Genomic DNA, 25,141 nt, shown 5'->3' with positions numbered 1-25,141 from the left:
CCTTAGACGAGGCCCACGATGGCGAGCAGCCAGTCGATTGCCTTGATGCCGATGAAGGGCACGATCAGGCCGCCGAGGCCATAGATCGCGAGGTTGCGGCGCAGCAGCGCGGCGGCGCCGACCGGGCGGTAGCGCACGCCCTTGAGCGCCAGGGGAATCAGGAACACGATCACCAGCGCATTGAAGATCACGGCGGACAGGATGGCCGACGACGGGCTCGCCAGCCGCATCACGTTGAGCGCACCCAGCTGCGGATAGGTCGACACGAAGATCGCCGGGATGATCGCGAAGTACTTCGCCACGTCGTTCGCGATGCTGAAGGTGGTGAGCGAGCCCCGCGTCATCAGCAGCGCCTTGCCGGTCTCGACCACTTCGAGCAGCTTGGTCGGGTTCGAGTCGAGGTCGACCATGTTGCCGGCCTCCTTCGCGGCCTGCGTGCCGCTGCCCATGGCCACGGCCACGTCCGCCTGTGCGAGTGCCGGCGCGTCGTTGGTGCCGTCGCCGGTCATCGCGACCAGACGGCCCTCGGCCTGGTACTGGCGGATCAGCGCGAGCTTGTCTTCGGGCGTCGCTTCGGCGAGAAAGTCGTCGACGCCGGCTTCGGCCGCGATGGCCGCGGCCGTGAGCTTGTTGTCGCCGGTGATCATCACGGTCTTGATGCCCATGCGGCGCAGCTCGGCGAAGCGTTCCTTGATGCCGGTCTTGACGATGTCCTTGAGCTCGACGATGCCGAGCACGCGGTTGCCCTCGGAAACGGCCAGCGGCGTGCTGCCGCGGCGCGACACTTCGTCGGACGCACGCAGCACCTCCGGCGCGATCGAGCCGCCCAGCGCTTCGACGTGCCTGCGCACCGCGTCGACCGCGCCCTTGCGCAGCATGATGGCTTCGGTGTCGAGGCTGTTCGGCGGGGCGGGCAGATCGGCTCCGCTCATGCGCGTCTGCGCGGTGAAAGGCACGAAGCGCGTGTCGTCCACGCCCGCATCGGTCACGCCCTGGCGGCGTGCCAGCTCGACGATGCTGCGGCCCTCGGGCGTTTCATCGGCCAGCGAGGCCAGCACCGCCGCGCGCGCCAGCCGCTCCGGCGTGATGCCGGGCCCCGGCAGAAAATCCGACGCCTGGCGGTTGCCGTGCGTGATGGTGCCGGTCTTGTCGAGCAGCAGCACGTCGACATCGCCGGCGGCTTCCACCGCGCGGCCCGAGGTCGCGATCACGTTGGCCTGCATCATGCGGCTCATGCCGGCCACGCCGACCGCCGACAGCAGGCCGCCGATGGTGGTGGGGATCAGGCAGACCAGCAGCGCCACCAGCGCGGTGAGCGACACCACGGTGCCGGCACCGGCCGCGCCCACGCTGAACACCGAGTACGGCAGCAGTGTGACCGTGACCATCAGGAACACCAGCGTCAACGCCACCAGCAGGATGGTGAGCGCGATCTCGTTCGGCGTCTTGTGGCGCTTGGCGGCCTCGACCATGCCGATCATGCGGTCGAGGAAGGACTCGCCCGGGTTGACCGAGATGCGCACCACGAGCCAGTCGGACAGCACGCGCGTGCCGCCGGTCACGGCCGAGAAGTCGCCGCCCGACTCGCGCACCACGGGCGCCGATTCGCCAGTGATGGCACTCTCGTCGACCGAGGCCACGCCTTCGATCACTTCGCCGTCGAGCGGGATCACGTCGCCGGTTTCAACCAGAACGACATCGCCTTTTCGCAGGTTAGGGGCCTGCTCCGGCAGGAAGCCGGCATTGCGGTGCGGGCCGTTGAGCTTCTTGGCCCAGGTGTCCTTGCGCAGGCCGCGCAGCGACGCCGCCTGCGCCTTACTGCGGCCTTCGGCCAGCGCCTCGGCGAAGTTGGCGAACAGCACCGTGAACCAGAGCCACACGGACACGGCGAGCACGAAGCCGGCGGACATGCCGGTGTCGCCCTCGAAGCTGATGGCGTGCAGCCACAGCAGCGTGGTCAGGATGCTTCCGATGTAGACGACGAACATCACGGGGTTGCGCCACTGCACTTGCGGGCTGAGCTTGGCGAAGGCGCTTGCCAGCGCTGGTCTGAGGAGCGCGGCGTCGAGCAGTGAGAGAGAGGGTTTTGTTTGCATGTCAGTTGCGCGACTGCGTATTGGGTTGTGCGGCGGTTTCGTTCAGGGCGTGTGCCGAGGCCACGGGGTATCTCCCTCCGCGAATGTCCCCCGGCTTCGCCTCCTCCTTTATTTCGCTGCGGGAGACACCCCATGCCCTCGGCACCGGAAGCAGCGTGCGATATCCGTCGTTGAACCACGGCTCTGATGGCTCGCGCCGATGGCGTGCTCCCCGCAGCGAAATAAAGGAGGAGGCCGCAGGCCGGGGGACATTCGCGGAGGGGAGTACGCCGTCGGCGTGAGCCCGGCCGAGACGCCCACTGAATCCGGTTTTGGAGTTCATGACTTCCACAGCATCAGATGCTCGACCACGGGCCCCAGCGCCAACGCCGGCACGTAGTTGAGCAGGCCGACCAGCAGCACGGTGCCGATCAGCAGGGAGACGAACAGCGGGCCGTGCGTGGGCATGGTGCCCGCGGTTTCGGGCAGGCGCTTCTTGGCGGCGAGCGCGCCGGCGATGGCCAGCACCGGCACGATCACGCCGAAGCGGCCGAGCCACATCACGAGGCCGAGCAGCGCGTTGTAGAACGGCGTGTTGGCCGAGAGCCCCGCGAAGGCACTGCCGTTGTTGTTGCCGGCCGAGGTCAGCGCATAGAGGATTTCGGAGAAGCCGTGCGCGCCGGGGTTGGCGATGCCGGCCTTGCCGTCCACCATGCTGACCGCGAGCGCGGTGCCCGCCAGCACCAGGATCGGCGTGACCAGGATTGCGATCGAGGTCAGCTTCATCTCGTGCACCTCGATCTTCTTGCCGAGGTACTCGGGCGTGCGGCCGATCATCAGGCCGGCGATGAACACCGCGAGGATCGCGAAGATCAGCATGCCGTACAGGCCGCTGCCGACGCCGCCGAACACCACCTCGCCGAGCTGCATCAGCACCAGCGGCACCAGGCCCCCGATCGGCGTGAGCGAGTCGTGCATCGCGTTCACCGCGCCGCACGAGGCGGCCGTGGTCACGGCGGCGAACAAGGCGGAGGCGTTGATGCCGAAGCGCACTTCCTTGCCCTCCATGTTGCCGCCGGCCTGCAACACGCTCGTGGCCTGGTCGACGCCGAGCGCGCCGAGCAGCGGGTTGCCGGCCTGCTCCGCCGGCAGCAGCACGATGACGGCAATGACGAACATCACCGTCATCGCGGCCAGCACCGCCCAGCCCTGCCGCAGGTCGCCGACCACGCGGCCGAAGGCGAAGCACAGGGCGGCCGGAATCAGGAAGATCGCCAGCATCTGCACGAAGTTGGCGAGCGCCGTGGGGTTCTCGTATGGGTGCGCCGAATTGGCGTTGAAGAAACCGCCGCCGTTGGTGCCGACCATTTTGATAGCCTCCTGCGAGGCGACCGGGCCCATCGCCAGCGTCTGGGTGGAGGTATTCGCGGCTTCCATCACCGGATTGCCGGCCGCGTCTTTCAGGGGCTGCCCGTCGGGGCCGTTCTTCGGCTGTTGATAGGCCTGCGCCTCGACCGTGGTCACCGTCTTGTAGCTGTCGAAGTTCTGGATCACGCCCTGGCCGGCAAAGAACACGGCCACGGCAAACGAGAGCGGCAGCAGCAGCCACACAGTGATGCGCGTGGTGTCGACCCAGAAATTTCCGACAAAGCCCTTGCCATCGGTGCGCCGCGCCGCGAAGCCGCGCGCAAGCGCGAAGGCGACCGCGATGCCGGTGGCGGCCGACAGGAAGTTCTGCACCGTGAGCCCGAACATCTGCGTGAGATAGCTCATGGTCGACTCGCCGGCGTAGCCCTGCCAGTTGGTGTTGGTGACGAAGGCCACCGCGGTATTGAACGAAGAATCGGGCGAGACCGCGGCCATGCCGGCCGGGTTGAGCGGCAGCACGGCCTGCAGGCGTTGCAGCCCGTAGACGACCAGCCCGCCCAGCGCATTGAAGGCCAGCAGCGCCAGCGCATAGCTGCGCCAGTGCATCGATTCGCCGGCCGACACGCCGGCCAGGCGGTACAGCGGCGCTTCCACAGCCTGCATCCAGCGCGGCAGGCGGCCGTCACACAGTGCCGCAAGAAAGCGGCCGATCGGCCAGGCCAGCAGGCCGAGCACGACCAGAAAGAGGAGCAGCAAAGTCCAGGCAGAGGCGTTCATGGCTCAGAACTCCTCCGCGCGGATCAGCGCGTAGACCAGGTAGGCGAACAGCGCGATTGCAATGAAAGCGCCGAAGCCATAGAGCACTTCGAGGCTGATCACGGCCGCTCCCCTTTGGCGGCCTGCAGCCGGTGCAGCCCTGCCACCATGCCGACCAGCGCCACCCACAGCGCCGCGAGGGCGGCGATCCATACCAAATCCATTCAGTCACTCCTGTTGCGAGACATGGCGTCAGTCTCGGCAGGCGTGCGTAAAAACGGGGAATGGACTCGGGGGTGGGCTGTAAAGAAGCCGTAAAAACGGCGAGCGGGGTTGGCTCAGGCGCGCGGGAAGCTGGCCTGCTGCATCTCGCGGTTGAGTTCCTGCAGCTTTCTGGACAGCTTCAGGACTTCGGCACGCACGGATTCATCCCCGCTGTGAAGCTGAAGGAACAGGTTGGCAAGAGTGTCTGTCAGGTGAGCCCATTGCGCGAATGAACTGCCCATGGTGTCCGACGGTTTACGCAAAGCTCCGCTCCACAACCGAAGAGTAGTAATAGCACGATAGTACTCACTTCGGTGGTGTTCGTGTTGGCGAATTCAGCGTTGGAGCTTGTCTTTTGCGTTCTGCGCCTCGATGCGCTCGCGGGCGGCCATCCAGTCGGCGTCGCTCCACTCCCGTAGTTCGTAGAAGTTGCCGCCGGTGGCGAGCGCCTGGCCGCCGTCCATCATGATGGCCTGGCCGGTGAGCCAGTCGCACTGGCCGGGCGCCATGAGGAAGGCGGCAAGGTTCTGCAGCTCGCTCATCTCGCCGGTGCGTGCCATCGGATTGCTCTTCTTGCTGCGCTCGCCCGGCTCCTCGCCGGGATTCAGGCGCTTGCTCATGCCTTCGGTCGGGATCTCGCCGGGGCCGACCGCATTGAGGCGGATGCCGTAGCGCGCCCACTCCACGGCCAGCGACTTGGTCATGACCTCGATGCCGGCCTTGCTCATCGCCGAGGGCACCACATAGGGGCCGCCGTTGTCGACCCAGGTCACGATGATGCTCATCACGCTGCGGTACGGGCTGCCAGGCTTCCACTCGCCGGCCTTGGCCTGCGCGATCCAGCGTTTGCCGACCGCCTGTGTGACGTAGAAGCTGCCGTGGAACACGATGTTGGCCACCGCGTCGAAGGCGCGCGGCGACAGCGCCTCGGTCGGCGAGACGAAGTTGCCGGCCGCGTTGTTGACCAGGCCAGTGAGGCCGCCGCTGGCGAACAGCGACTCCACCATTTCGTCGACCGCCTGCGCGTTGCGGATGTCGACGCCGAAGGCATCGACGCGGCGTCCCGGAAACTGCTTGCGCCACTCCGCCGCAGTGTCTTCGACCACGGACTGGCGCCGGCCGCAGATCGCGACGTCGGCGCCGAGGCCCAGAAATCGCTCGGCCATCGACTTGCCAAGGCCGGTGCCGCCGCCGGTGACCAGGATGCGCTGGCCGGTCATGAGGGTGGGTTGGAACATGGCGTGTCTCCTTCTTCGGTGGTGAGTGGACGAATCAGTCGGGGATGAACTTTGCCTTGAACTTTGCCTCGTCGGCATCGAGCTCGAGCGTGATGAGCTGGCCCATCTTGTTGTCGGCCAGGCGGCAGGCGGCGAACAGGCTGTAGCGGCCCTTGAAGTAGTAGCTTTCGAGGTCGATCAGCATGTAGGGGTGCGGCACGAAGACCTGGTGCTCGAACACCACGCGGTGCACGTTGCGCGGCGACGGAAAGAGCTTGTACTCACCCGTGTCGATCGATTTGGCGGTGGCCATGGTGGGGTTCCGGAAAGGGTGGGTGGGTCGCTAGGGTTGGCGAAACTGCTTGCGCAGCACTGCGCGGTGCCGGTCGATGTGCGCCATCTGCGCTTCGGCGATGGTGCCGCCAAGGTCGACGCCGTCGCCATTCAGCACCTCGTTGGCAAACGCCAGCGCGCGCGCGACGACCTCTTCTTCGCTCACGCCCTGGCCAGCCGCGAGATCGAGTGCCACGCGTTTCATGGCGCGCTGCGACAGCATCCACATGGCGCCGAAAGCGTCCCACGCGCCGGCGGCTTCCTTGAATTTGTCGCGCTCGGCCAGGATTTCGTTGAGCGGCTTGGCGAGCAGTTCGTTGAGCGCGTCGAGCTGCTCCACCATGGCCTCGTGCTGCGCGTTGGCTGCGAGCAAGGCATCGGCGGCGGCATCGGCCTGGGCGTCGGGCGTGGTGGACATGGCGGGCATGGTGGGTTCAGCTTCCGATCAGTGCGCGGTAGGCGTCGCGCGTGCCGGGCGCGACGGAGTCGAGCGCCAGCTGGTAAGAGGTTCGGTGCCGCGCCATCATGCGCGCGGAGGCCACGGTTTTCGACTTGCAGTACCAGTGGCAGGTGTGCTGCATCAAGAACAGCTCGGCCGACATCGTGAACGCCTTGGCCTTGGGCGTTTGCTGCAGGCGGTTGGCGGCCGCATCGGCGATGCCCTGGGCATGGATGGCAAAGGCCTGGCGCACGTCGAAGAACATCGATGCAGGCAGCAGCTGGTCGGCGAACGGCAAGGCCAGCGGCAACTTGCTGACCCGCGCCTGCGATTCGTCGACGCGCGAAAAACCGTCGACGAAGCGGCTGAACTGCGCGGACAAGTCCTGCTCGCTGGTGTCGAGCAGGCTCCAGATCTGCGCCCGCCGCTCCGCATCGTCTTCGCCCAGGCAGCGAAGGTAGCCGTCGGTGAGCTTTTCCATGAGCTTCTCGATCTGGTGGTTGCCAAGGTGGCTGGCCAGCAAGGCAATGCGCCGCTTCTGGTCTCTCGATTTGAGAGCGTACGCGCCGAAGGCGATCAGGATCGCCAGAACAAAGATTTCCATGGGCAGGAGTGTAGGGAGGCGCTACGGCCCACTCCTGCCCGGAACCCCGCCGCCGCGCAGCGCCGACATGTCGAGCACGCGCAGCCCGCCGTATTCCACCCGCAGCGCGCCCTGCGCTTCCAGCGTGCGCAGCGCCTGGTTCACACGCTGGCGCGACAGGCCGATCAGGTAGGCCAGCTCCTGCTGCGTGATGCGCAGCAGTTCGCCCACGCCCGGAAACAGCACGGGATTGAACAACGCGGCCAGGTTGCGCGCGACGCGCACGTCGGGGTTGTTGAGCCGGTCAGCCTCGCGCGCGGCGATGAACTGGGCCAGCCGTTCGTTGAGCTGGTTCATCACGAAGCGGTTGAAGCCGATGGAGTGGTCCAGCAGCCAGTGGAAGTCGTCGACCGGCAACCCCGCCACAAGGCTGCGGCGCAGCGCCTGGATGTTGTAGCGGTACGGCTCCCGCTTGAGCGCAGTTCCTTCGCCGAACCAGCCGCCGGGCGGCAGGCCGCTGTAGGTCATCGAGGTGCCGTCGGCGTTGTCGTTGCTCATCTTGAGCAAACCCTCGATCACGCCGAACCAGTAGGTCGGTGCGCGGCCGATGCGGCAGACCAGGTCGCCGGGTTCGGCCTCGCCCACCACCAGCGCTGCCTCGGCGCGGCGCCGCTCCGTACCCGTGAGTGCGCGCAACCAGGGGATGTTGGCGAGCTCGTCGGCATCGGCCGGACGAACGCGGTCGCGGATCGAATTGCCGCTGCTGGAACTGCCGATGTTCATCGGGAAACTCCGGGGAGTAGTGTCCCTAGGATTGTCGTTGGAACGACAACTCGGCGTCAAAGTGCGGCCTACGATCCGCCCCACTGTGAACCTTCCTCCTCTGCCCGCCGACACCTTCCCCCGCCTGCTGGCCGCCCACGCGGCACGGCAGCCCGCGGCGCCCGCCGTGCGCGAAAAAGACCTGGGCATCTGGCAGGCCTGGACGTGGGCCGACGTGGCCACCGAAGTGCGCGAGATCGCCTGCGGCCTCGCGAGCCTGGGCTTCAGGCCCTTCGACAACCTCGCGATCGTCGGCGCCAACCGCCCGCACCTCTACATGGCCGTGGTGGCCGCGCAAAGCCTGCGCGGCGTGCCGGTGCCGCTCTACCAGGACGCGGTGGCGGGCGAGATGGTGTTCATGCTGGAAGACGCGGCGATCGAGTTCGTGTTTGCCGAAGACCAGGAACAGGTCGACAAGCTGCTGGAGTGCCGCGAGCTGCAGCAAGGCAAGCAGCCCAACCTGCGCCACATCGTCTACGACGACCCCAAGGGCCTGCGCCACTACGAGCAGCCGGGCCTGCTCGGCTACGAACAATTGCGCGTGCTCGGCCGCGCCTTCGACCTTGCCAACAAGGGCTACTTCGATGCCGCAGTGGCGAGCGGCGAGCCGACAGACGTGGGCGTGATCCTCTACACCTCCGGCACCACCGGCCGCCCCAAGGGCGTCTGCCAGACGCATGCGAGCTTCATCTCGGCCGGCCACGGCGGCGTGGTGACAGACAAGCTCGGCCCGGGCGACAACATCATGAGCTACCTGCCGATGGCCTGGGTCGGCGACCACCTGTTCTCGGTGGCGCAGTGGCTGGTGGGCGGCTTCACGCTCAACTGTCCCGAGTCGGCCGAAACCGTGATGAACGACATGCGCGAAATCGGGCCGAGCTACTACTTCGGGCCGCCGCGCACTTTTGAAGGCCTGCTGACGGCAGTCTCGATCCGCATGGAAGACGCCGCCGCTCCCAAGCGCTGGCTCTATGGCAAGTTCATGGCGCTGGCGCAGCGCGTAGGCGCCGACATCCTCAATGGCGCGCCGGTGGGTGGCGGGGATCGCTTCATGTATGCGATCGGCAACGCGCTGGTGTATGGCCCGCTGCGCAACGTGCTGGGCATGAGCCGCATCCGGGTGGCCTACACGGCCGGCGCGGCAATCGGCCCCGACCTGTTCCGGTTCTACCGCTCGATCGGCGTCAACCTCAAGCAGTTCTACGGCCAGACCGAGACCTGCGCGTACGTCTGTCTGCAGCAGGACGGCAAGGTCAAGCTGCAGACGGTCGGCACCGCGGCACCGGGCATCGAACTGAAGATCGCGCACGACGGCGAAGTGCTGGTGCGCGGCGTGTCGGTGCTCAAGGAGTACTACAAGCGGCCCGACGCGACGGCTGAGGTGCTCGATGCCGAAGGCTATTTCCACACCGGCGATGCCGGCGTGCTCGACAGCGAAGGCCACCTGCGCATCATCGACCGCGCGAAAGATGTTGGCCGCATGAACGGCGGCGCGATATTCGCGCCCAACTACATCGAGAACAAGCTCAAGTTCTTTCCGCAGATCAAGGAGGCGGTGTGCTTCGGCAACGGCCGCGACGAGGTCTGCGCCGCGATCAACATCGACTTCGAGGCGGTCGGCAACTGGGCCGAGCGGCGCGGGCTGGCCTACGGTGGCTACGTCGACCTGGCCGGCAAGCCCGAGGTGCTGGCATTGATCGGCGAGTGCATCGCGAAGGTGAACGCCGACCTCGCGGCCGAAGACGGCATGGCCGACACGCAGATCGCGCGCTTCCTGGTGCTGCACAAGGAACTCGACCCCGACGACGACGAGCTCACGCGCACGCGCAAGGTGCGGCGCGGTTTCATCGCCGAGAAATACGCGGTGCTGCTCGACGCGCTGTATGGCGGCAAGAAGGAGCAGTTCATCGAAACGCAGGTCAAGTTCGAAGACGGGCGCACCGGCACTGTGAGTGCCACGCTCACCATCGTGGAAGTCAAGCGCTTCCCGCCCGTGAAGGCCGCCGCATGAGCGCGCGCCGGGCCGCCCCAAGCAAGCTCGCACCGCAGTGCGTCAGCACGGAGGTCTTCCGATGAGCACCCGGAAAATTGGCGACGTCATTCTCGACGTGCAGAACATCAGCCTCGGCTTTGGCGGCGTCAAGGCGCTGACGGACATCAGCTTCGACGTGCGCGAACACGAGGTGCGCGCCATCATCGGCCCGAACGGCGCCGGCAAGAGTTCGATGCTCAACTGCATCAACGGCGTCTACCAGCCGCAGCAGGGCAGCATCACCTTCCGCGGCCAGACCTTCAAGCACATGAACTCGCGCCAGGTGGCCGAGATGGGCGTGGCGCGCACCTTCCAGAACCTGGCGTTGTTCAAGGGCATGAGCGTGCTCGACAACATCATGACCGGCCGCAACTTGCGCATGAAGTCCAACCTTTTCCAGCAGGCGATCCGCTGGGGCGCGGCCGAGCGCGAGGAAACGAAGCACCGCGAGTTCGTCGAACAGATCATCGATTTCCTCGAGATCCAGGCGCATCGCAAGACGCCGGTCGGCCAGCTCCCCTATGGCCTGCAGAAGCGCGTCGACCTGGGCCGTGCGCTGGCGATGGAGCCGCAGGTGCTGCTGCTCGACGAGCCGATGGCCGGCATGAACGTGGAGGAGAAGCAGGACATGAGCCGCTTCATCCTCGATGTGAACGACGAATTCGGCAGCACCATCGTGCTGATCGAGCACGACATGGGTGTGGTGATGGACATCTCGGATCGCGTGGTGGTGCTTGACTACGGCAAGAAGATCGGCGATGGCACACCCGACGAAGTGCGCAGCAACGAGAACGTGATCCGCGCCTACCTGGGGGTCGAACACTGATGGCCTTCTTTCTCGAAACCCTCTTCGGCGGCCTCATGGTGGGCATGCTGTATTCGCTGGTGGCGCTCGGCTTCGTGCTGATCTTCAAGGCCTCGGGCGTTTTCAATTTCGCGCAGGGTGCGATGGTGCTGTTCGCCGCGCTCGCGATGGCGCGCTTCGCCGAGTGGATCCCGATGTGGACGGGCATCGACAACCGCTGGTTCGCCAACGGCGCGGCCTTCGTCGTGGCGGGCCTGGTGATGTTCGTGGTGGCATGGCTGGTGGAGCGGCTGGTGCTGCGCCATCTGGTCAACCAGGAAGGCGCGACGCTGCTGATGGCCACGCTCGGCATCGCCTACTTCCTCGACGGGCTGGGCCAGACCCTGTTCGGCAGCAACATCTACAAGATCGACATCGGCATGCCGAAGGATCCGATCTTCCTGCTCGACAAGATGTTCGAAGGCGGCATCCTGATCAACAAGGAAGACCTGTACGCCGCCGCGATCGCCGCCGCGCTGGTGGCGCTGCTCTCCCTGTTCTTCCAGAAGACGGGCACCGGCCGCGCACTGCGCGCGGTGGCCGACGACCACCAGGCTGCGCAGTCGATCGGCATTCCGCTCGCGCGCATCTGGGTCATCGTCTGGTGCGTCGCCGGCGTTGTGGCGCTCGTGGCCGGGATGATCTGGGGCAGCAAGCTGGGCGTGCAGTTCTCGCTCACCACGGTGGCGCTGCGTGCGCTGCCGGTGGTGATCCTCGGCGGGCTCACCTCGGTGCCGGGCGCCATCATCGGCGGACTGATCATCGGCGTCGGCGAGAAGCTGTCGGAGGTGTACCTGGGCCCGTACGTGGGCGGCGGCATCGAGATCTGGTTCGCCTACGTTCTGGCGCTGGTGTTCCTGCTGTTCCGGCCGCAGGGCCTGTTCGGCGAAAAAATCATTGATCGGGTCTGAACATGTTCTATAGAGAAAACGGGCAGTTCAAGACCAGCTACCGCGCCGACCAGCAGGTCTTTCCGATCCTGCAGGATCGCGTGGCGATCGGCCTGATGCTGGTCTTCGCGTTCGCCGTCGTGCCCTTCCTGGCCAGCGACTACCTGATGCGCGCGATCCTGATTCCCTTCGTGATCATCTCGCTGGCTGCGCTCGGCGTGAACGTGCTGGTGGGCTACTGCGGGCAGATCTCGCTGGGCTCAGGCGCCTTCATGGCTGTGGGCGCCTACGGGGCCTACAACTTCTTCGTGCGCTTCCCGGGGCTGCCGCTGATTCCCGCACTGATCCTGGGCGGCCTGTGCGCCACGCTGTTCGGCATCCTGTTCGGCCTGCCCAGCCTGCGCGTCAAGGGCCTCTACCTCGCGGTCGCGACGCTGGCCGCGCAGTTCTTCAGCGACTGGATGTTCCTGCGCATCAAGTGGTTCACGCTCGACACGCCCTCTGGCTCGGTGTCGGTGTCGAATCTGCAGGTCTTCGGCTGGCCGATCGAAAGCGCTGCGAGCAAATACCTGTTCTGCCTGGCGGTGCTCCTGGTGGTCGCCGTGCTGACCAAGAACCTGGTGCGCGGCGCCATCGGCCGCGAGTGGATGGCGATCCGCGACATGGACGTGGCGGCCGCGGTGATCGGCATCCGCCCGATGTACGCCAAGCTCAGCGCCTTTGCGGTCAGCTCATTCATCATCGGCGTGGCCGGTGCGCTCTGGGCCTTTGTCTACCTCGGCGCCTGGGAGCCGGCGGCGTTCTCGGTCGACCAGTCGTTCCGGCTGCTCTTCATGGTGATCATCGGCGGGCTCGGCTCGATCATGGGCGCCTTCTTCGGCGCGGCCTTCATCACAGTGCTGCCGATCGTGCTGAACCAGGCGCTGCCGGTCATCGCCGGCTGGTTCGGCGCACAGATATCGACCGTCGGCATCGCGCATGCGGAGCTGATGATCTTCGGCGGACTCATCGTGTGGTTCCTGATCGTCGAGCCGCACGGGCTGGCCAAGCTCTGGTCCACCGGCAAGCAGAAGCTGCGCCTCTGGCCTTTCCCTCATTGATCGCGTGACTTTCCCATCCAACTCCAGGAGACAACCATGAAACTGAAATCACTCGCACTTGCCGTGGCCACCGCGTCCGCGCTGGCGGGAGCGGCCCCCGCGTTCGCGCAGCCCACCGAGCAGTTCATCCCCGTGCTGTCGTACCGCACCGGCGCCTATGCGCCGAACGGCACGCCCTGGGCCAACGGCTATGTCGACTATCTCAAGCTGGTGAATGCGCGCGGCGGCATCAACGGCGTGAAGCTCACCTTCGAGGAATGCGAGACCGGCTACGACACGGCGCGCAGCGTGGAATGCTACGAGCGCCTGAAGGGCAAGAACGGCGGCGCCACGCTGGTGCAGCCACTGTCCACCGGCGCCACCTTCGCCATCACCGAGAAGGCGCCGGTCGACAAGATCCCCGTGGTGACCGTGGGCTACGGCCGCAGCGAGAGCGCCGACGGCTCGGTGTTCAAGTGGAACTTCCCGATCGCCGGCACCTACTGGGTCGCGGCCGACGCGATCATCCAGGCCATCGCCAAGAAGGAAGGCGGGCTCGACAAGCTCAAGGGCAAGAAGATCGCCTTGATCTACCACGACAGCCCGTACGGCAAGGAGCCGATCCCGCTGTTGCAGGAACGCGCGAAGCTGCACGGCTTCGAGCTGCAGTTGCTGCCGGTGACCGCGCCCGGCGTCGAGCAGAAGGCCACCTGGCTGCAGGTGCGGCAGGCCCGTCCCGACTTCGTGCTGCTGTGGGGCTGGGGCGTGATGAACTCGACCGCGATCAAGGAAGCGCAGGCCACCGGCTTCGCCCGCGAGAAGATGTACGGCGTGTGGTGGGCCGGTGCCGAACCCGACGTGAAGGACGTGGGCGACGGCGCCAAGGGCTACAACGCCGTGACCATGCAGCATGGTGCCGAGCCGCAATCGAAGCTCGTGAAGGATGTGGTCGCGATGCTGCACGACAAGAACCAGGGCACCGGCCCGAAAGACGAAGTGGGACAGGTGCTCTACATGCGCGGCGCCATGAGCGCGATGCTCGGCGTGGAAGGCATCCGCTCTGCGCAGGATCGCTTCGGCAAGGGCAAGATCATGACGGGCGAGCAGGTGCGCTGGGGGCTGGAGAACCTCAACCTCACGCAAGCCAAGCTCGACGGCCTGGGCTTTGCGGGCGTGATGCGCCCGATCAGCACCTCGTGCTCCGACCACATGGGTGCCGCCTGGGCGCGCATCCACACCTGGGACGGCAAGGCATGGAAGTTCACGTCCGACTGGCTGCAGGCCGACGAGCAGATCATCAAGCCGCTCGTGAAATCGACCGCTGCCAAGTACGCGGCCGAGAAGAAACTCACGCCGCGTACCCCGGCTGACTGCCAGAGCTAGGCCCACCCCCAGGCTTCGCGCACTTCGTGTCGCTTCGCCAACCCCCTTCGAGGGGGCAACACCAGCGGCCCGGCAAAGCCGGTTCCGCGGTGTTCCGCGGAGAGGCGGCGGCCCGCAGGGCCACGGCTTCGCCGGTCTTTTTGGAAACATCATGAGTAGCAGCAACATCGTTCTCAACGTCAACGGCATCGAGGTCATCTACAACCACGTGATCCTCGTGCTCAAGGGCGTGTCGCTCGTGGTGCCCGAGGGCGGCATCGTGGCGCTGCTCGGCGGCAACGGCGCGGGCAAGACGACCACGCTGCGTGCCGTGAGCAACCTGCTGGCAGGCGAGCGTGGCGCGGTGACCAAGGGCACGATCGAGCTGCGCGGCGAACGCATCGAGGCGCTCACGCCCTCGGCGCTGGTGCAGCGCGGCCTGATCCAGGTGATGGAAGGCCGCCACTGCTTCGCCCACCTGACCATCGAAGAGAACCTCATGACGGGCGCCTACACGCGCAAGGACGGCAAGGCCGCGGTGCAGCAGACGCTCGACAAGGTTTATGCCTACTTCCCGCGCCTGAAGACCCGTCGCACTTCGCAGGCGGCCTACACCTCGGGTGGCGAGCAGCAGATGTGCGCGATCGGCCGCGCACTGATGGCCAACCCGACCATGGTGCTGCTCGACGAGCCCTCGATGGGCCTGGCGCCGCAGATCGTCGAAGAGGTGTTCGAGATCGTGAAAGACCTCAACACCAAGGAGAAGGTGACCTTCCTGCTGGCTGAGCAGAACACCAACATGGCGCTGCGCTACGCCGACTATGGCTACATCCTGGAAAGCGGGCGCATCGTGATGGACGGCAAGGCCGGCGATCTGGCCAACAACGAAGACGTCAAGGAGTTCTACCTCGGCGTGGGCGGCGCGGAGCGCAAGAGCTTCCGCGATGTGAAGAGCTACAAACGGCGCAAGAGGTGGCTGGCGTAATGACACACCTTCCGAGACTGAAGCCATGACCGACTTTTACGATCAACTCGAAGTGCGCGACCCCGCGCAACGCGAGGCCGACCTGCTCGCCGCGCTGCCGCGCCAGGTCGCGCATGCCCAATCGGCAGCGTCGGCGTTCGCCACCATCCTGAAGGGCTTCGACGCCAAATTTGTCGGCAGCCGCGAAGCCCTGGCAACACTGCCGGTCACGCGCAAGACCGATCTGCTCGCGCGCCAGAAGGAACTGCGTGCCACCGACGCCTTCGGCGGCTTCAGCGCCATCACGCGGGGCCCGGCAATGCGGCGCGTGTTCGCAAGCCCCGGCACCATCTACGAGCCGGAGGGCGCAGCACCCGACTACTGGCGCAGTGCGCGGGCGCTTTACGCGGCCGGCTTTCGCAGCGGCGAGCTGATCCACAACAGCTTCAGCTACCACATGACCCCCGCCGGCGCGCTGCTGGAGAGCGGCGCACATGCACTGGGCTGCACCGTGTTCCCCGGCGGCACGGGCCAGACCGAGCAGCAGCTCGAGGCCATGGCCGAACTCCGGCCCGACGGCTATGTCGGCACCCCGAGCTTCCTGAAGATCCTGATCGAAAAAGCCGCGGCCATGAACCTGCCGCTGCCGAGCCTGACCAAAGCGCTTCTGTCGGGCGAAGCCTTTCCGCCGAGCCTGCGCGACTGGCTGGCCGAACGCGGGGTACGCGGCATGCAGTGCTACGCCACCGCCGACCTGGGGCTCATCGCCTACGAGACCAGCGCACACGAAGGCCTGGTGCTCGACGAGGGCGTGCTGCTCGAAATCGTGCGCCCCGGCACCGGCGATCCGGTGCCCGACGGCGAGGTCGGCGAGGTGGTCGTCACCACCTTCAACCGTGACTACCCGCTGGTGCGCTTCGGCACCGGCGACCTGTCGGCCGTGCTGCCCGGCCCCTGCCCCAGCGGCCGTACCAACACCCGCATCAAGGGCTGGCTGGGGCGCGCCGACCAGACCACCAAGGTGCGCGGCATGTTCGTGCACCCGGGCCAGGTGGCCGAAGTCGCGAAGCGCTTTCCCGAAATCACGCGCGCACGGCTCGTGGTCGAAGGCGAGATGGCACAAGACCGTATGACGCTCAAGGTCGAGGCACCGGCCACCGGGGGCCTCGCCGAGCGGATTGCCGAGGCCGTCCGCGACGTGACCAAGCTGCGCAGCGAGGTCGAGTGCGTGCCCGCGGGCAGTCTGCCGAACGACGGCAAGGTGATCGAGGACGCGCGCAGCTACCGCTAGGGGGTCGATGGCCGTCGGCCGATGCCGGCAAGCGGTGGCGACATCTGCTTGCCGTGTTAGGGCTTTTCGGGAGCCGTCAGACGACCGTCAGCCGATAAGATCGCGGCCTTTGATCTCCGGAGTTCTCATGAAGAAACTGTTTGCCCTCGCCGCAATTGCCGCTGCCACCTTCGGGGTTCACGCCCAGGACTTTCCGGGCGGCAAACCCATCACGATCGTAGTGCCATTCGCGGCAGGCGGCCCGACCGACCGCGTGGCGCGCGACTTGGCCGAGGCGCTGCGCAAGCCGCTCGACGGCGTCAGCATCGTGGTCGACAACACGGCCGGCGCGGGCAGCACGATCGGCAACGCCAAGGTGGCGCGCGCCAAGAACGATGGCTACACGCTGCTGCTGACGCACGTCGGCATGGCCACCACGCCGGTGCTCTACCGCAAGCTGCCGTACAACTACGAGACCGATTTCGAGTACCTCGGCCTGATCAACGACGTGCCGATGACGCTGGTCGGCAAGCCGCAGCTGGAAGCCAAGAACTTCAAGGAACTGCGCGACTGGATCGGCAAGAATGCCGGCAAGGTGAACCTGGGCAACGCTGGCGTCGGCTCGGCATCGCACCTGTGCGGCCTGCTGTTCCAGAGCGAACTCAAGGTTGAATTGACCACCGTGCCCTACAAGGGCACCGCGCCGGCCATGGCCGACCTGCTGGGTGGCCAGATCGACCTGCTGTGCGACCAGACCACCAACACCACGAGCCAGATCGAAGCCAAGAAGGTTCAGCCCTACGCCGTGACCACGCTCAAGCGCCTGACCACGCCGGCGCTGAAGGACATTCCGACGCTCGACGAGTCGGGCATGAAGAACTTCCAGGTCACGATCTGGCATGGCCTGTACGCGCCCAAGGGCACGCCGGCACCGATCCTCAAGAAGATCAACGATGCGCTGAAGGTCGCGCTGAAGGATCCGGACTTCATCAAGAAGGAAGAAGGACTGGGCGCCGTGGTGGTCAACGACAAGCGCATGGAGCCGGCCGAGCACAAGAAGTTCGTGCAGGCCGAAGTGGCGCGTTTCGGCCCGGTCATCAAGGCCGCCGGCATCTACGCCGACTGATGTTTTCGCGTCAACGCAAGGCCGCCGCGCCCACCGGGCCCGGCGGCTTTTTTGCGCGCGCGCCGCTGCGCTCGCGCCGCGTGACGGTGTTCGGGTGCATCGGGCGCAGGTAGTCGTGCAACACCAGCGCCGCGGCGCCGACCGCCGGCGCGAGCAACCCGTGGCGCGCGCCGCGCACCGCGGGTGGCGGCATGCCGGCCGCATCGGCATAGCTTTGCACCGTGGCGATCGCGCTGCGCAGAAATTCGGGGTGCGCCTCGCAGGTCGAGCCGCCGATGACAATGGCCCGCGGGTCGAACGCCGTCCAGAGGTTCTGCAGCAGCACGCCGAGCATCTGCCCGGCCCGCTTCACGTCGCCGGCACCGCGCCCCAGTACGCGGGAGCCGAAGAACGCCTCGGCGCAGCCGCGCCGCCCGCAGGAGCACAGCGGCCCGTCGGGCCGTAGGATGGTGTGGCCGATCTCGCCCGCCATGCCCTGCGCGCCGGTGAAGAGCCGGTCGTTCAACACGATGCCGGCGCCGACGCCGACGTCGCAGTCGACAAAGATCAGCGGGTCTTCGCCCTCGCCCTTGCAGAACTCGTATTCGCCGAGCGCGGCCACGTCGGCCTCGTTCTGCAATTGCACCGGCACGCGCGGCAGGCCGGCCGCCGCGAATGCCTCGATGAGGTCAGGCAACAGATCGAGCCGGCGCCAGCCCAGGTTCGGCGCGAACAGCACGATGCCGGTGGCGTCGTCGACCGCGCCCGGCACGCCGACACCGATGCCTGAAAGTTCAAGGCCGCGCGCCGCGATCTGCTTCCAGGCCTGCGCGCACATGGCGGCCGCCTGCACACAGGCGCGCGCGGGTTCGGTGCTGGCCAGCGGTTGCGCATCCGCATGCAGCACCTCGCCGAGCAGCGAGACGCAGGCCACGCGCATCGTCTCGACGCCGATCTCCACGCCGACCAGCGCACGCACCCGGTCGTTGATGTGCAGCGGCGTCGACGGCCGGCCCAGCCCGTCGTTCACCGCGGCGCCGGCCTCGCTGAGCCAGCGGTCGTCGATCAGTTCGCGCACCAGGCCGCTCACCGTCGATTTGGTCAACCCGCTTTCGCTGGCGAGCCGTGCGCGCGACAACCCCGGCTGCGCGCGCAGCAGCCGCAGCACCACGCTGCGGTTGATGCGCTTGAGCAACTGCTGGTCGCCGATGGTTTTCACGCGTGGGGGGCCTCGGCTTTGCCTTCCGGTTTTTTGCCCGCGATGATCATCCCGAGCACCTCGTCCTCGGTGACGTCGGCGGTGCGGTAGGTGCCGACCAGGCGGCCGTTCTTCATCACCGCGAGCCGGTCGGAGAGGCCGAACACGTCGGGCATGTCGTGCGTGATCAGGAAGATGCCGACGCCGTCGTCCTTGAGCTGCTTGACCAGCCGCCCGACCATCGCGGTTTCTTCCGGCCCGAGCGCGGCGCAGGGCTCGTCCATGATCAGGATGCGCGCGTTGAAGTACAGCGCGCGCGAGATCGCCACCACCTGGCGCTGCCCGCCCGACAGCCGGCGTACCGGCACGCGGATGTTGGTGAAGTTCTTGTTGAGGCGCTGGAACACCTTGCGCGCCGCGCCTTCCATGAAATGGTCGTCCAGCGTGTTCCAGCGCGTCATCTTCTCGCGGCCGAGGAACAGGTTGGACACCGAATCCAGGTTGTCGGCCAGCGCCAGCGTCTGGTAGATGGTTTCGATGCCCTGCGCCTGCGCTTCGGCCGGCGTGCGGATGTGCACCTTCTCGCCAGCTATCAGCGTGTCGCCCGAATCGATCGGGTAGGCGCCCGCGAGCATCTTCATGAGCGTGGACTTGCCGGCGCCGTTGTGGCCCAGCAGCGCGACCACTTCGCCCGGATAGAGGTTGACGCTCACGCCATCCACCGCGTGCACGCCGCCGAAGGCCTTGCGGATCTCGCGCAGCTCGACCAATGGTTTTGTCTTGTCGATCGTGGCGGCCATCAGTTCTCTCCAAACTTGCGGCGGTACAAGACGTCGAACACCACCGCGATGATCAGCACCTGCCCAATGATCACCATGCGTTTGCCGATCGGCACGTCGAGCAGCAGCATGCCGCTGTCGAGCGACTGCATGATCAGCGCGCCCAGCACCGAGCCGAAGATCGAGCCGCTGCCGCCGGCCAGCGCGGTACCGCCGATGACGGCCGCCGCGATCACGTAGAGCTCCATGCCGGTGCCGAGCGAGTTGGTGCCGGCGTTGAGCCGCGCGATCGACACGATCGCCGCGATGGTCACCAGCACCGCGAGCAGCGCGAACAGCATCAGCGTGACGCGCTTGACCGGAATGCCCACCAGCGCCGCCGCGTCCGGGTTGCCGCCCATCGCGAACACGTAGCGACCGAAGCGCGTGCGGTGCACGATGAACGACAGCACGATCGCCACCGCGGCCCAGATCAGCACCGGGATCGGGATGCCTTGCGCCTCGGTCTTGGACGAGATCTGGTAGTGGTTCATCGTCCACGCGAACGCCACCAGCACCGCGGCCGGCACCGCCGTCAGCACCACGTCGACCCAGACCGCCTCGGTCGGCATCTCGTGGTGCTGGCGCGCGCGTCGCTTCTGGACCATGCGCGCGAACAGGATCGCCACCACCACCGCTGTGAGCACCCAGGTGGCCGTGACGCCGATGCCGCCGTCGTAGCCGCCGCCCAGGCTCTGGAAGAACTCGTCGTTGACTGGCTGCGTCTTGCCGTCGGCCACCAAAAACGCCGCACCGCGGAACGACATGAGCCCGCCGAGCGTGACCACGAACGACGGCACGCCCAGCACCGCCGTGAGCCAGCCCTGGTAGATCGACACCAGCAGCGCCACCGCCAGCCCCGCGAGGCATGCAGTGGGCCACGACCAGCCCGAGGTGTACTGCAGGTAGGCGATCAGCACGCCGACGAAGCCCATCACCGAGCCGACCGACAGGTCGATGTGGCGCGCCACGATCACCAGCACCATCACGGTGGAGACGATGCCGACCACGGCCGTCTGCTGCGCGATGTTGTAGAGGTTCTCGGGCGACAGGAAGATGCCGCCCGACAGGATGTGGAACACCACGCCCATCGCGATGAGCAACACGCTCATCAGCACCAGGCGCAAGTCGACACCGGTCCGGCGCCAGAGTGGCAAAGACTGATTCATGGAATGACTCCTTCAGGAAACACCGCGGAACCGGCTTGGCCGGGCCGCTGGTGTCTGCCCCCCCGGCGAGGGGGATGGCGCAGCGACGCGACGTGCGCGAAGCCGGGGGGTTGAGCTCTGCTACTTGCAGGCAGCGGGGGCCTTGTCGCCCGAGACGCCCTTGCAGAGTTCGTCCTTCTTGATCCAGCCGGCCTTCACCACCACGTCGAGGTTGCTGCGCGTGATGGCCACCGGCGTGAGGAACCGCGACTGAAGCGCGATCTTCTTCTCGCCCTTGTCCCAGCTGGCGGCCTTTTCGACCGGCTTGCCGCCCGCGAGTGCGATGGCTGCGCTGGCGGCTTCCTTGCCGAGTTCGCGCGAGTCCTTCCACACCGTCACGGTCTGCGTGCCGAGCGCCACGCGGTTCAGCGCCGCAAAGTCGGCGTCCTGGCCAGACAACGGAATGCCGCGGATGCCCTTGGCCGAGAGCGCCGCCACCGCGCCGCCAGCGGTGCCGTCGTTGGAAGCCACGACCGCGTCGACCTTGCCGCCGGCCTTGGTCAGGATCTGCTCCATGTTCTTCTGCGCAACCTCGGGCTTCCAGCCTTCGGTGTATTCGTCGCCGACGATCTTGATGTCGCCCTTCTTCACCGCATCGGCGATGACTTCCTGCTGCCCGGCGCGCAGGAAGTTGGCGTTCGGGTCGGTCGGCGAGCCCTTGATCATCACGTAGTTGCCCTTGGGCGCCAGCTTGAACACCTCGCGCGCCTGCAGGCGGCCAACCTCGGTGTTGTCGAAGGTGATGTAGAACACGCCGGGCGCCTCGATCAGGCGGTCGTAGGCCACCACGGGCACCTTCTGGCGCACGGCCTTGGTGACGGCGGGCAGGATCGCGTCCTTGTCCATCGCCAGCACGATCAGCACCTTGGCGCCCTTCGCCATCAAGCCCTCGATGTCGCCGAGCTGCTTCTCGGGCGAGCCGCCGGCGTCGGCGCTGATGTACTTGGCGCCGAGCTTTTCGAGCTGAGTCTTGATCGCGGCTTCGTCGGTCTTCCAGCGCTCTTCCTGGAAGTTCGACCAGCTCACGCCGACCACGGTCTGGGCGCAGGCGCCGATGGCAGCAAGTCCGAGGGCCAGTGCGGTGAGGGTGCTCTTGAGTTGCATGGATGTGTCTCCGTTGGGAACATGGGTTAATTAGTTCGGGTGGCAAACTAACTATCTCATCCGAGGCCCGAACAGGTCATCGGGGAATTCCCGGGTTAATCCGTGCGCGTAGATTGGTCACGCCCGATACGATTTCGGCGTTGGCGCCCGGTGTGCGGGCGCTGGAGACAAGATGCACTCGTCCCTCTACCGCACGATGGTGCGAATCCGCGCCTTCGAGAATGCTGCCGAAGCGGCCAGCCAGGGCGGCGTGAGCGCCTATGGCCAGCAGGCCGCGGGCGCCGCCAGGGTGCGCGGCCCGCTGCACCTGTCGACCGGGCAGGAAGCCGTGCCGGCCGGCGTCTGCGCCCACCTCGCGCCCGCCGACTACCTGACGTCCACGCACCGCGGCCACGGCCACACGCTGGCCAAGGGCGCCGACCTCACGCGGATGATGTGCGAGCTGTTCGGCAAGGCGACCGGCTTCAACGGCGGCAAGGGCGGCTCCATGCACATTGCCGATTTTTCGGTCGGCATGCTGGGCGCCAACGGCGTGGTCGCGGCGGGGCTGCCGATTGCGGTCGGTGCGGCGCATGCGCAAAAACTGCAGCGGCGCGACGCCATCACGGTCTGCTTCTTCGGTGACGGCGCGATCAACCGCGGCCCTTTTCTCGAAGCGCTCAACTGGGCCCGCGTCTACCAGCTGCCGGTGCTTTTCGTCTGCGAGGACAACCGCTGGAGCGCGACCACCGCAAGCGGCCCGATGACGGCCGGCGACGGCGCGTCGGCCCGCGCGCAAGCGCTCGACATCGCGGCCACGCAGGTCGATGGCAACGACGTGTTCGCGGTGCACGCAGCCGCCGCCAAGCTGGTAGCCGAGGTGCGAAGCGGCGCCGGGCCACGCCTGCTGCACGCGCTGACCTACCGTGTGAAGGGCCATGTGTCGGTCGATCCGGCCGCCTACCGCGACGCGCAGGAACTGGCCGCGGCGCTGGCGACCGACCCGATCGCGAAGGCGCGCATGCAGTGCCTGAAAGCCGGCGTGAGGGCCGCCGAGCTGGATGCGATCGACGCCGAGGCGCAGCGCGAGGTCGAAGCCGCGCTCGCGGCCGCCGAAGCGGCGCCCTGGCCCGATGCCACCGCCGCCTTCACCGACGTGCAGACCACCGGGGCCGGCCAATGGCACTGAGCGAACTCAGCTACGCAGAAGCCGCCGCACTCGCGCTGCAACACGAAATGGAAGCCGACGCCAACGTGGTCGTGCTCGGCGAGGACGTCGGCCGCGGCGGCATCTTCGGCCAGTACAAGGGGCTGCAGCAGCGCTTCGGCGCCGAGCGCGTGATCGACACGCCGATCAGCGAGGCCGCGATCATGGGCGCGGGTGTCGGCATGGCGCTCGCGGGCCTGCGCCCGGTGGTCGAGATGCGCGTGGTCGACTTCGCGCTGTGCGGCATGGACGAGCTGGTTAACCAAGCCGCCAAGAACCGCTTCATGTTCGGCGGTCAGGGCCGCGTTCCGCTGGTGGCGCGCATGCCGGGTGGCATCTGGGACGCGTCGGCCGCGCAGCATTCGCAGTCGCTCGAGGCCTGGTTCGCGCACCTACCGGGCGTGGTGGTGGTGAGCCCGGCCACGCCGCAAGACAACTACAGCCTGCTGCGCGCCGCGCTGCGGTGCGGCGACCCGGTGGTCTACATCGAGCACAAGGCGCTGTGGGGTGTGCGCGGCGAGGTCGATACGGCGCAGGTCGCCACGCTCGGGCGGGCCGCGCGGCTGCGCGACGGCGACGGGTTCACGCTGGTGAGCTGGGGCAAGCAGCTGCAGGTGTGCGCCGCAGCTTGCGACACGCTGGCGGTCGATGGCATCGCAGCCGACCTGCTCGACCTGCGCACGCTCTGGCCGTGGGATCGCGAAGCGGTGCTGGCCTCGTGCGAGCGCACGCGCAAGTTGCTGGTGGTGCACGAGGCGGTGCAGGTCGCGGGCTTCGGCGCCGAGATTGCGGCCACGGCAGCCGAGGCAACAGGCTGCAAGGTCGCGCGGCTCGGCGCGCCGCGCATCCCGGTCGGCTACGCGCCGGTGCTCGAGGCGCAGTCGCGCGTGAGCGCCGAACAGATCGTGGCGGCGGCGCGCCGGCTGGCCGGGTGATGCCCATGGACAGCGACGACTCGCTTTTCTTCAAGCTGGTGCGCGTGGTCAACCTCACCGCGCGCCCGTTCCAGCAGCGCGTCGGTCGCCAGCACCAGCTCACGCTGAACGAATGGCGCTCGATAGCCGTGCTCGGCGCCCACCCGGGCTACACCGCCACGCAGGTGGTCGAGCAGACCGGCCTGGACAAGATGTCGGTGAGCCGCGCGCTGGCCGGCCTCAAGCGCGCCAGGCGTTTGCAGGCGCGCGACGACCCGACCGACCAGCGCCGCAGCCGGCTTTACCTGACGGCCGCCGGCAAGGACCTCTTTGGCATCGTGCAAGCGCTCGGCCGGCAGCGCGAAGCCGAACTGTTCGCTGGCGTGGATGCCGCGGAGCTGGTGCGCTTCGGCGCCACGCTGGACAAGCTGATGGCATCGGTGGCGAGCAGCGCGGAGCCGATCGACTGAGGCAGCATCAGGCCGCAAACCCCCCGTCGATGTTGAGGCTGGCGCCGGTCACGAAAGCGGCTTCCGGGCTGGCCAGGTAGGCGACCATGCCGGCGATCTCTTCGGGCTGGCCGTGGCGATCGAGCGCCATGAAGCTGTGCATGAAACCGGCTTGCGGGCCGTCGGCCGGGTTCATGTCGGTATTGACCGGGCCCGGCTGCACGTTGTTGATCGTGATGCCGCGCGGACCGAGATCCCGCGACAGGCCTTGCACCAGCCCCTTGAGCGCCGACTTGCTCATCGCATAGGCGCTGCCGCCGGCAAAGGGCATGCGGTCGGCGTTGGTGCTGCCGATGTTGATCACGCGACCGCCCTGCCCCATGTGGGCCACGGCGGCCTGGGTGGCAACGAATACCGCGCGCACATTGACGGCCACCGTGCGGTCGAAGTCCGCAAGGGAGAACTCGCCGATTGCGCCGGGAAAGAACACGCCCGCGCTGTTGACCAGGATGTCGAGCCTGCCGAAATCGGCCGCGGCCTGGTTGATGCCGGCCGTCAGCGCGGCTGCGTCGGCGCTGTCGATGCGCAGCGCCTGCGCGCGTCCGCCGGCCGCTTCGATGCTACGCACCAGTTCGTCAGCCGGAGCCTTGGCACTGGTATAGCTGAACGCGACGGCCGCGCCGTCGTCGGCCAGCCGGCGCACGATGGCGGCGCCGATGCCGCGTGAACCGCCGGTGACGAAGGCAACCTTGCCGGTCAGCGGAAGGATTTTGGAAGAGGTGGTCATGGTGTCTTTCGAGGGAATGTGTTGAACAGGCCCTTAGTTTGGCGATGGTCGGCTGTTCCCGGTAGCCTTTAAAA

Annotated in this window: 25 protein-coding genes; 12 read left to right on the top strand and 13 right to left on the bottom strand. The window is 67.1% G+C overall.

Annotated elements, in window-relative coordinates; translation table 11 throughout:
* Positions 1–2: 2 nt before the first annotated feature.
* From kdpB to kdpF, 3 genes are all read right to left on the bottom strand, one after another.
* Positions 3–2,096 (bottom strand): potassium-transporting ATPase subunit KdpB, encoded by a 2,094-nt coding sequence (gene kdpB, locus ACSFA8_RS00725; RefSeq protein ID WP_435477612.1) that lies wholly within the window; start codon positions 2,094–2,096, stop codon positions 3–5.
* Between the two features lie 318 nt (positions 2,097–2,414).
* Positions 2,415–4,220 carry a potassium-transporting ATPase subunit KdpA gene (gene kdpA, locus ACSFA8_RS00720; RefSeq protein ID WP_435477611.1) on the bottom strand — a complete coding sequence of 602 codons (1,806 nt, stop codon included), beginning with the start codon at positions 4,218–4,220 and terminating at the stop codon, positions 2,415–2,417.
* A 3-nt stretch (positions 4,221–4,223) separates the two neighbouring features.
* Complete coding sequence (gene kdpF, locus ACSFA8_RS00715) at positions 4,224–4,322, bottom strand: K(+)-transporting ATPase subunit F (RefSeq protein ID WP_286541315.1); 99 nt, start codon at positions 4,320–4,322, stop codon at positions 4,224–4,226.
* 161 nt (positions 4,323–4,483) lie between these two features.
* Here kdpF and ACSFA8_RS00710 point away from each other — a divergent pair, with 161 nt between their 5' ends.
* On the top strand, positions 4,484–4,696 hold the full coding sequence (locus ACSFA8_RS00710) for a hypothetical protein (protein WP_435477610.1): 213 nt from the start codon (positions 4,484–4,486) through the stop codon (positions 4,694–4,696).
* Positions 4,697–4,798: 102 nt separating this feature from the next.
* Here the strand turns inward: ACSFA8_RS00710 and ACSFA8_RS00705 are convergent, their stop codons facing one another.
* The 5 genes from ACSFA8_RS00705 to ACSFA8_RS00685 are packed head-to-tail and all read right to left on the bottom strand — an operon-like array spanning position 4,799 to position 7,818.
* On the bottom strand, positions 4,799–5,701 hold the full coding sequence (locus ACSFA8_RS00705) for an SDR family oxidoreductase (protein ID WP_435477609.1): 903 nt from the start codon (positions 5,699–5,701) through the stop codon (positions 4,799–4,801).
* Between the two features lie 34 nt (positions 5,702–5,735).
* Entirely contained in the window at positions 5,736–5,993 is a 258-nt protein-coding gene (locus ACSFA8_RS00700; RefSeq protein WP_435477608.1) for a hypothetical protein, read from the bottom strand.
* Positions 5,994–6,023: 30 nt separating this feature from the next.
* Entirely contained in the window at positions 6,024–6,431 is a 408-nt protein-coding gene (locus ACSFA8_RS00695) for a hypothetical protein (protein WP_435477607.1), read from the bottom strand.
* A 16-nt stretch (positions 6,432–6,447) separates the two neighbouring features.
* Entirely contained in the window at positions 6,448–7,056 is a 609-nt protein-coding gene (locus ACSFA8_RS00690; RefSeq protein ID WP_435477606.1) for a hypothetical protein, read from the bottom strand.
* 21 nt (positions 7,057–7,077) lie between these two features.
* Positions 7,078–7,818: a Crp/Fnr family transcriptional regulator gene (locus ACSFA8_RS00685; protein WP_435477605.1), complete on the bottom strand. Its 741-nt coding sequence runs from the start codon at positions 7,816–7,818 to the stop codon at positions 7,078–7,080.
* Between ACSFA8_RS00685 and ACSFA8_RS00680 the strand changes: the two genes are divergently transcribed.
* From ACSFA8_RS00680 to ACSFA8_RS00645, 8 genes are all read left to right on the top strand, one after another.
* Positions 7,811–9,868 carry an AMP-binding protein gene (locus ACSFA8_RS00680; protein ID WP_435477604.1) on the top strand — a complete coding sequence of 686 codons (2,058 nt, stop codon included), beginning with the start codon at positions 7,811–7,813 and terminating at the stop codon, positions 9,866–9,868. The two genes, ACSFA8_RS00685 and ACSFA8_RS00680, sit on opposite strands and share 8 nt — an antisense overlap.
* Before the next feature lie 61 nt (positions 9,869–9,929).
* Positions 9,930–10,715, top strand: coding sequence for an ABC transporter ATP-binding protein (locus ACSFA8_RS00675; protein ID WP_435477603.1), 786 nt, complete (start codon positions 9,930–9,932; stop codon positions 10,713–10,715).
* Positions 10,715–11,644: a branched-chain amino acid ABC transporter permease gene (locus ACSFA8_RS00670; RefSeq protein WP_435477602.1), complete on the top strand. Its 930-nt coding sequence runs from the start codon at positions 10,715–10,717 to the stop codon at positions 11,642–11,644. The genes ACSFA8_RS00675 and ACSFA8_RS00670 overlap by 1 nt, the downstream gene beginning before the upstream one ends.
* Positions 11,645–11,646: 2 nt before the next feature.
* Positions 11,647–12,723 carry a branched-chain amino acid ABC transporter permease gene (locus ACSFA8_RS00665; protein WP_435477601.1) on the top strand — a complete coding sequence of 359 codons (1,077 nt, stop codon included), beginning with the start codon at positions 11,647–11,649 and terminating at the stop codon, positions 12,721–12,723.
* Between the two features lie 36 nt (positions 12,724–12,759).
* Positions 12,760–14,085, top strand: coding sequence for an ABC transporter substrate-binding protein (locus ACSFA8_RS00660; protein WP_435477600.1), 1,326 nt, complete (start codon positions 12,760–12,762; stop codon positions 14,083–14,085).
* 151 nt (positions 14,086–14,236) lie between these two features.
* On the top strand, positions 14,237–15,049 hold the full coding sequence (locus tag ACSFA8_RS00655) for an ABC transporter ATP-binding protein (protein WP_435477599.1): 813 nt from the start codon (positions 14,237–14,239) through the stop codon (positions 15,047–15,049).
* A gap of 25 nt (positions 15,050–15,074) precedes the next feature.
* The gene (locus ACSFA8_RS00650) at positions 15,075–16,319 is read left to right on the top strand and encodes a phenylacetate--CoA ligase family protein (protein WP_435477598.1); all 1,245 of its coding nucleotides are present in this window, start codon (positions 15,075–15,077) and stop codon (positions 16,317–16,319) included.
* A gap of 127 nt (positions 16,320–16,446) precedes the next feature.
* Positions 16,447–17,424 (top strand): tripartite tricarboxylate transporter substrate-binding protein, encoded by a 978-nt coding sequence (locus tag ACSFA8_RS00645; RefSeq protein WP_435477597.1) that lies wholly within the window; start codon positions 16,447–16,449, stop codon positions 17,422–17,424.
* A 10-nt stretch (positions 17,425–17,434) separates the two neighbouring features.
* On the opposite strand, the gene ACSFA8_RS00640 is transcribed toward ACSFA8_RS00645, so the two are convergent.
* The 4 genes from ACSFA8_RS00640 to xylF form a co-directional block, all read right to left on the bottom strand.
* A complete protein-coding gene (locus ACSFA8_RS00640; RefSeq protein WP_435477596.1) occupies positions 17,435–18,622 on the bottom strand; it encodes an ROK family transcriptional regulator in 1,188 nt (395 codons plus the stop codon).
* A complete protein-coding gene (locus ACSFA8_RS00635) occupies positions 18,619–19,401 on the bottom strand; it encodes an ATP-binding cassette domain-containing protein (protein WP_435477595.1) in 783 nt (260 codons plus the stop codon). The genes ACSFA8_RS00640 and ACSFA8_RS00635 overlap by 4 nt, the downstream gene beginning before the upstream one ends.
* Entirely contained in the window at positions 19,401–20,588 is a 1,188-nt protein-coding gene (locus ACSFA8_RS00630; RefSeq protein WP_435477594.1) for a sugar ABC transporter permease, read from the bottom strand. The genes ACSFA8_RS00635 and ACSFA8_RS00630 overlap by 1 nt, the downstream gene beginning before the upstream one ends.
* Positions 20,589–20,708: 120 nt before the next feature.
* Entirely contained in the window at positions 20,709–21,731 is a 1,023-nt protein-coding gene (gene xylF / locus ACSFA8_RS00625) for a D-xylose ABC transporter substrate-binding protein (RefSeq protein ID WP_435477593.1), read from the bottom strand.
* A gap of 172 nt (positions 21,732–21,903) precedes the next feature.
* Between xylF and ACSFA8_RS00620 the strand changes: the two genes are divergently transcribed.
* The 3 genes from ACSFA8_RS00620 to ACSFA8_RS00610 are packed head-to-tail and all read left to right on the top strand — an operon-like array spanning position 21,904 to position 24,301.
* Positions 21,904–22,899 carry a thiamine pyrophosphate-dependent dehydrogenase E1 component subunit alpha gene (locus tag ACSFA8_RS00620; protein ID WP_435477592.1) on the top strand — a complete coding sequence of 332 codons (996 nt, stop codon included), beginning with the start codon at positions 21,904–21,906 and terminating at the stop codon, positions 22,897–22,899.
* Entirely contained in the window at positions 22,890–23,852 is a 963-nt protein-coding gene (locus tag ACSFA8_RS00615) for an alpha-ketoacid dehydrogenase subunit beta (protein WP_435477591.1), read from the top strand. Before ACSFA8_RS00620 ends, ACSFA8_RS00615 begins: the two co-directional genes overlap by 10 nt.
* 5 nt (positions 23,853–23,857) lie before the next feature.
* Positions 23,858–24,301 carry a MarR family winged helix-turn-helix transcriptional regulator gene (locus tag ACSFA8_RS00610; RefSeq protein WP_435477590.1) on the top strand — a complete coding sequence of 148 codons (444 nt, stop codon included), beginning with the start codon at positions 23,858–23,860 and terminating at the stop codon, positions 24,299–24,301.
* 7 nt (positions 24,302–24,308) lie between these two features.
* Here the strand turns inward: ACSFA8_RS00610 and ACSFA8_RS00605 are convergent, their stop codons facing one another.
* Positions 24,309–25,067: an SDR family oxidoreductase gene (locus ACSFA8_RS00605; protein ID WP_435477589.1), complete on the bottom strand. Its 759-nt coding sequence runs from the start codon at positions 25,065–25,067 to the stop codon at positions 24,309–24,311.
* Positions 25,068–25,141: the final 74 nt, after the last annotated feature.

Origin of the sequence: Variovorax nitratireducens (assembly GCF_051216545.1) — a bacterium.
Taxonomy (GTDB): domain Bacteria; phylum Pseudomonadota; class Gammaproteobacteria; order Burkholderiales; family Burkholderiaceae_C; genus Variovorax.
This window is presented reverse-complemented; position numbering and strand designations above follow the sequence as displayed.

What these genes read in the sequence shown, in the direction of transcription:
- kdpB (WP_435477612.1), bottom strand. Translation starts at nt 2,096, where the DNA reads ATGCAAACAAAACCCTCTCTCTCACTGCTCGACGCCGCGCTCCTCAGA.
- kdpA (WP_435477611.1), bottom strand. Translation starts at nt 4,220, where the DNA reads ATGAACGCCTCTGCCTGGACTTTGCTGCTCCTCTTTCTGGTCGTGCTC.
- ACSFA8_RS00710 (WP_435477610.1), top strand. Translation starts at nt 4,484, where the DNA reads ATGGACTCGGGGGTGGGCTGTAAAGAAGCCGTAAAAACGGCGAGCGGG.
- ACSFA8_RS00705 (WP_435477609.1), bottom strand. Translation starts at nt 5,701, where the DNA reads ATGTTCCAACCCACCCTCATGACCGGCCAGCGCATCCTGGTCACCGGC.
- ACSFA8_RS00700 (WP_435477608.1), bottom strand. Translation starts at nt 5,993, where the DNA reads ATGGCCACCGCCAAATCGATCGACACGGGTGAGTACAAGCTCTTTCCG.
- ACSFA8_RS00695 (WP_435477607.1), bottom strand. Translation starts at nt 6,431, where the DNA reads ATGTCCACCACGCCCGACGCCCAGGCCGATGCCGCCGCCGATGCCTTG.
- ACSFA8_RS00690 (WP_435477606.1), bottom strand. Translation starts at nt 7,056, where the DNA reads ATGGAAATCTTTGTTCTGGCGATCCTGATCGCCTTCGGCGCGTACGCT.
- ACSFA8_RS00680 (WP_435477604.1), top strand. Translation starts at nt 7,811, where the DNA reads ATGTTCATCGGGAAACTCCGGGGAGTAGTGTCCCTAGGATTGTCGTTG.
- ACSFA8_RS00685 (WP_435477605.1), bottom strand. Translation starts at nt 7,818, where the DNA reads ATGAACATCGGCAGTTCCAGCAGCGGCAATTCGATCCGCGACCGCGTT.
- ACSFA8_RS00675 (WP_435477603.1), top strand. Translation starts at nt 9,930, where the DNA reads ATGAGCACCCGGAAAATTGGCGACGTCATTCTCGACGTGCAGAACATC.
- ACSFA8_RS00670 (WP_435477602.1), top strand. Translation starts at nt 10,715, where the DNA reads ATGGCCTTCTTTCTCGAAACCCTCTTCGGCGGCCTCATGGTGGGCATG.
- ACSFA8_RS00665 (WP_435477601.1), top strand. Translation starts at nt 11,647, where the DNA reads ATGTTCTATAGAGAAAACGGGCAGTTCAAGACCAGCTACCGCGCCGAC.
- ACSFA8_RS00660 (WP_435477600.1), top strand. Translation starts at nt 12,760, where the DNA reads ATGAAACTGAAATCACTCGCACTTGCCGTGGCCACCGCGTCCGCGCTG.
- ACSFA8_RS00655 (WP_435477599.1), top strand. Translation starts at nt 14,237, where the DNA reads ATGAGTAGCAGCAACATCGTTCTCAACGTCAACGGCATCGAGGTCATC.
- ACSFA8_RS00650 (WP_435477598.1), top strand. Translation starts at nt 15,075, where the DNA reads ATGACCGACTTTTACGATCAACTCGAAGTGCGCGACCCCGCGCAACGC.
- ACSFA8_RS00645 (WP_435477597.1), top strand. Translation starts at nt 16,447, where the DNA reads ATGAAGAAACTGTTTGCCCTCGCCGCAATTGCCGCTGCCACCTTCGGG.
- ACSFA8_RS00635 (WP_435477595.1), bottom strand. Translation starts at nt 19,401, where the DNA reads ATGGCCGCCACGATCGACAAGACAAAACCATTGGTCGAGCTGCGCGAG.
- ACSFA8_RS00630 (WP_435477594.1), bottom strand. Translation starts at nt 20,588, where the DNA reads ATGAATCAGTCTTTGCCACTCTGGCGCCGGACCGGTGTCGACTTGCGC.
- xylF (WP_435477593.1), bottom strand. Translation starts at nt 21,731, where the DNA reads ATGCAACTCAAGAGCACCCTCACCGCACTGGCCCTCGGACTTGCTGCC.
- ACSFA8_RS00620 (WP_435477592.1), top strand. Translation starts at nt 21,904, where the DNA reads ATGCACTCGTCCCTCTACCGCACGATGGTGCGAATCCGCGCCTTCGAG.
- ACSFA8_RS00615 (WP_435477591.1), top strand. Translation starts at nt 22,890, where the DNA reads ATGGCACTGAGCGAACTCAGCTACGCAGAAGCCGCCGCACTCGCGCTG.
- ACSFA8_RS00610 (WP_435477590.1), top strand. Translation starts at nt 23,858, where the DNA reads ATGGACAGCGACGACTCGCTTTTCTTCAAGCTGGTGCGCGTGGTCAAC.
- ACSFA8_RS00605 (WP_435477589.1), bottom strand. Translation starts at nt 25,067, where the DNA reads ATGACCACCTCTTCCAAAATCCTTCCGCTGACCGGCAAGGTTGCCTTC.